The organism is Burkholderia sp. YHN3-13 (assembly GCF_055810675.1).
In genome coordinates, this window is record NZ_JBVVNQ010000056.1 from 1 (window position 1) to 3,928 (window position 3,928).

Below are 3,928 nucleotides of genomic sequence, written 5' to 3' on the forward strand. Positions count from 1 at the left end.
TGGATCTGCAGCGCGCTGACGTTGAAGGTGCCGCCGGGCAGGCCGATCGCCTTTTGCGTATCGACCGTCAGCGTCGCGGTCGTCAGCCCGTCATACGTGCCGCCGCGGTTCAGCCCGCCGCGCAGGTTCGGGGTGCCTTTGATTCCCGCGCGTTTTTCCAGTTGGACGCCTTTAAGCCTGACAAGACCTTGCCTTGCGGCCCCAAATAACTATTCATATAAAACAATGGGTTAGTATCTACCTTTCGTTGCCGAACAAAAGAGCGTCTTCTGACATGGCCACATCGAAGATGGTGGATCAAGCCATCAAGATGACGGGACGAAATAGACAAGGAACCGATGAACGAACTGGACAACGAACAGGCGCTGAAGTCGTATCCCGACCGCCGCCAGTTGCACCTGAACCGCCCTGGGAAATCCGATGGATCGCGTGATCGCGGGCGAGGAGTTCAGCGACGTGCCGGTCGAAATCGAATCGGCCTCCGACGAAAGCGTGAGCTAGGTCCACCGCATCCGCAGCCTCGTGCTGACGAACGCCGCCGGCGAACCGAACTGCCTCGCGCTCGTGGTGCACGACGCAACCGAATGGGCGAGCGCCGAGGAGCGCTTCGAGCGCATCTTCAACGCGAACCCGGCGCCGGCCGTGATCTGCCGGCTCGACGACCTGTGCTACGTGAAGGTCAACCAGGGCTTTCTCGACATGACCGGCCACGTGCATGAAGACGTGCTCGGCCGCTCGGTATACGAGGTCGACGTGCTCGAACAGGCCGAGCGGCGCGAACTCGCGATCGAGCGGCTCGGCGAAGGCGCGACGATTCCGCAGATGGAGGCCGTGCCGAAGCTCGCGGACGGCAGCACGAAGGCCATGGTGGTCGCCGGGCAGCCGATCGACATGAACGACGAAGCGTGCATGCTGTTCACGTTCATGGATCTCGAGCCGCGCAAGCAGGCCGAGCGTGCACTGCGGCAGAGCGAGGAACGCTCCGCGACGGCGTTCCAGATGGCACCGGTCCCCACCGCGATCGTCACGGCCGTTGCTCGACGTGAACAGCGCGTTCGCCGCGATGACGGGCCATCCGCAGGACGACCTGCTCGGCAAATTCGCGGAGGAGATCGGGCTGTGGGCCGAACGCGCCGCGTGGCAGCGCATCGAAGACCGGCTGGCGCGCGACGGCAACGTGCGCAACGCCGATGTGCGGATCCGCACGCGTGAAGGCGACGTGCGCGATTGCGTCGTGTCGTCCGACCCCGTCGCGATTCACGGGCGCGACTGCCTGCTCGTCGCGCTGCTCGACATCAGCGACCGCAAGCGTACCGAGATGGAGCTCGTCTACGCGATCGAAACGGCGATGCAGGATGCGTCCTGGTTCAGCCGCACGCTGATCGAGAAGCTGGCGAACGTGCGGCGCGCGAATGCGCCGGATGCGGGCGCCCAGCCGTCGGACCTGACCGCGCGCGAGCGCGACGTGTTCGACCTGCTGTGCCATGGCCTGACCAACAAGGAAATCGCCGGCCGTCTCGGGCTCGCGCCGAACACCGTGCGCAATCACGTCGCGACGATCTACGCGAAGCTCGACGTGTACAGCCGCGGCGAGGCGATCGTCTGGGCGCGCGAGCGCGGGTTAGTCGGCCGAACAAGCAACCGCAGCAGTTGAGTCGTTTTGTCGTCGGGCCGCGTTTTACGCAGGCGACGTTATTGACGTTCCTAACGAGCGGATGCTGAACTAGGACGTCGTCGTAGCTGGAAAGCGGACTGATACTTTTGCCGACTCCTGGAGACCTTCATCAACGGTGCGGTTCGCGAGATGCCGGACCTCGGTCGAGCATCTCGTCCGAATGTTTACCCTTCTTGCTTGACCGCGGTAGACATATACTGTTCGCGGACTGCCAGTCCCCCGTATGGCAGGTGGGATGCGGTGACCGTCGCTACGTAATCCGAATAGGCGTAGCTCACCCGTGCAACCGCCACGGGTTTGCCTATAAGCGTTTCCAGCGTCGTATCTCCAGACACAGATGTTGGCGCTCCGAGCACATTGTGCAGATTCCGGACGGCGATCTGCCAGCTCCGTCGTGTTTCATCTGCGGACATGTCGCGACGGTACACATTGATGGCCATCAACGTGTGATCCGGCGCGAAACTGAACCATATTTCGCTCACGGGTGGTCCATTCGAGCCGAGCGTTTCTGCAGGCACGCCTCGACAGCGCAGGTAGCGCAAGCCTCGGGACAATTCGAGGCACTGCGCCTTGTATCGCGACATTCTTTCCAGCACTTCTGCTTCCGTACTGCGATCGAGCTGCAGGCCAAACGCAGGACGGTGGGCGGCCGCTGATACACCTCTCTCCTGCAAAATCGCTTTGTTGCGAATCGACAGCACCGTTCGGGAATCGACGGAATCAACTGGACACTTCACGCCAAGCTCGGTGAGGAGCCGTCGCCCTTGCGTCGTGTGCAACCAGCCGATCCCGGCAACACTCACGGAGAGTGCCGCAGCGACCCACGCGATCACGTGGGTCCTTCGCACCGCCGTCAGCCCGTACATGATGATGCAACCGTCGGGGGAAGATACACGGGGCCGCCGGGTGTGGCGCTGATGATGGTATTACGCAGGTTGAAGAGGGTGGGTACCGCACTGAACTGGAATTTTGTGCCGACCGGGATGCCGGCTGAGTTTTTCTCGGTAAGCGTGTACGTTCCATTCGTCGTCGACGTCAGTGCGGCAAAGTCCGCGGCCGAGAGCTTGCTTTGCAGCGTCGCGACGAGATCCACCATGAACTGGTCGAACACGCAGCCTGGAACGCCGACGTCGTTATGGGCAGTCGTCATGTCTTGGCACATCTCCGGTTGGGAGTCGATGTCTCCGGCGACCTTGACGGGGCCAGGGTAGGTGTACGGACCGCCGAGGAGCGATTCAAACTGCAACGTGAGACATGCTTCAAGCCGTGCGGGGGTGTCATGGGCTGCACTGCTATGGCTCGCATTACCTGATACGGCCGCAAAATAGGGCGCTTCGACCGGGTCCGCCAAAAGGCCTGCGACAGCCGCATTGACCACGCCGGCCACTACGCCGGGGGCAGCCGAATCACCGCCGAGCGCGGTCCAGATGGCCAGATTCTCCGGATGTTGTGCTGCCACGGGAGCAATGTCATCTCCGCCTCCGCAAGCGCTGAGCGCGAACGGCGCCGCTGCGGCAACGACGATACCGATGAAAAGCTTCATGAGTTGTCTCCTCTGAATGCCATCGCGACGCCATTTCCCGAGGTGGGACACCGAGCACCTTGGCTGGATGACATACGCAGATACGGTGGCCGAGCGAGAACGGATGCAGTGGCGATTGAAGATGGGCAAGGTTTTCGACACCCTTGAGATGCCCTGGATCGCAGATCTGTCCGCGATGAAGTGTTCGACCTTGCATCCGCTGCGCGGCTCGACTCGTATCTCCGATTGCTTCCAACCACGGCGGCAATTTTGCGGAGTACTAAAATGAAATCTTTCGGCAAAGCAAAACTGGGTGGCGTGGCGCTCGCCCTTGCATTCGCAACGTGCATGTACGCGCCGGCCACCGAGGCAGGATCCATGTCGATGGAGCAGACGGTCGAGGTGGGTGGCGCCGCGATGTACCCGTCGAGGAACATCGTCGAAAACGCGATGAATTCTCATGACCACACGACGCTGGTCGCAGCGGTCAAGGCGGGTGGGCTGGTCGACACATTGTCGAGCAAGGGGCCCTTCACGGTATTTGCACCGACCAACGAAGCATTCGCCGCGTTGCCGGCCGGCACGGTGCAGACGTTATTGAAGCCGGAGAACAAGGCTGTGCTCGTCAAGGTGTTGACGTATCACGTTGTATCCGGACGACTCACGGCATTCGACCTTGCCAGGGCGGTCGAGCAAGGCGGCGGCAAGGCAACGCTGAAGACGGTCGAAGG

At 61.9% G+C, this 3,928-nt stretch carries 4 protein-coding genes and 1 pseudogene; 3 read left to right on the forward strand and 2 right to left on the reverse strand.

Annotation, left to right across the window (positions count from 1 at the left end; translation table 11 throughout):
* Together AC0KUR_RS37680 and AC0KUR_RS37685 are read left to right on the forward strand one after the other, a co-directional pair.
* The coding region (locus AC0KUR_RS37680) for a hypothetical protein (protein WP_473377367.1) at positions 1-209 on the forward strand (209 nt) is incomplete at its 5' end.
* A gap of 208 nt (positions 210-417) precedes the next feature.
* Positions 418-1,654, forward strand: a pseudogene (locus AC0KUR_RS37685) (PAS domain S-box protein); the annotation flags it as partial.
* A gap of 185 nt (positions 1,655-1,839) precedes the next feature.
* Here AC0KUR_RS37685 and AC0KUR_RS37690 read toward each other — a convergent pair.
* On the reverse strand, positions 1,840-2,541 hold the full coding sequence (locus AC0KUR_RS37690; protein ID WP_124524270.1) for a hypothetical protein: 702 nt from the start codon (positions 2,539-2,541) through the stop codon (positions 1,840-1,842).
* The gene (locus AC0KUR_RS37695; RefSeq protein WP_062885747.1) at positions 2,529-3,218 is read right to left on the reverse strand and encodes a globin family protein; all 690 of its coding nucleotides are present in this window, start codon (positions 3,216-3,218) and stop codon (positions 2,529-2,531) included. The genes AC0KUR_RS37690 and AC0KUR_RS37695 overlap by 13 nt, the downstream gene beginning before the upstream one ends.
* Positions 3,219-3,545: 327 nt before the next feature.
* Here AC0KUR_RS37695 and AC0KUR_RS37700 point away from each other — a divergent pair.
* Positions 3,546-3,928 (forward strand): fasciclin domain-containing protein (locus AC0KUR_RS37700; protein WP_473377368.1); only part of this gene is annotated, 383 nt, incomplete at its 3' end.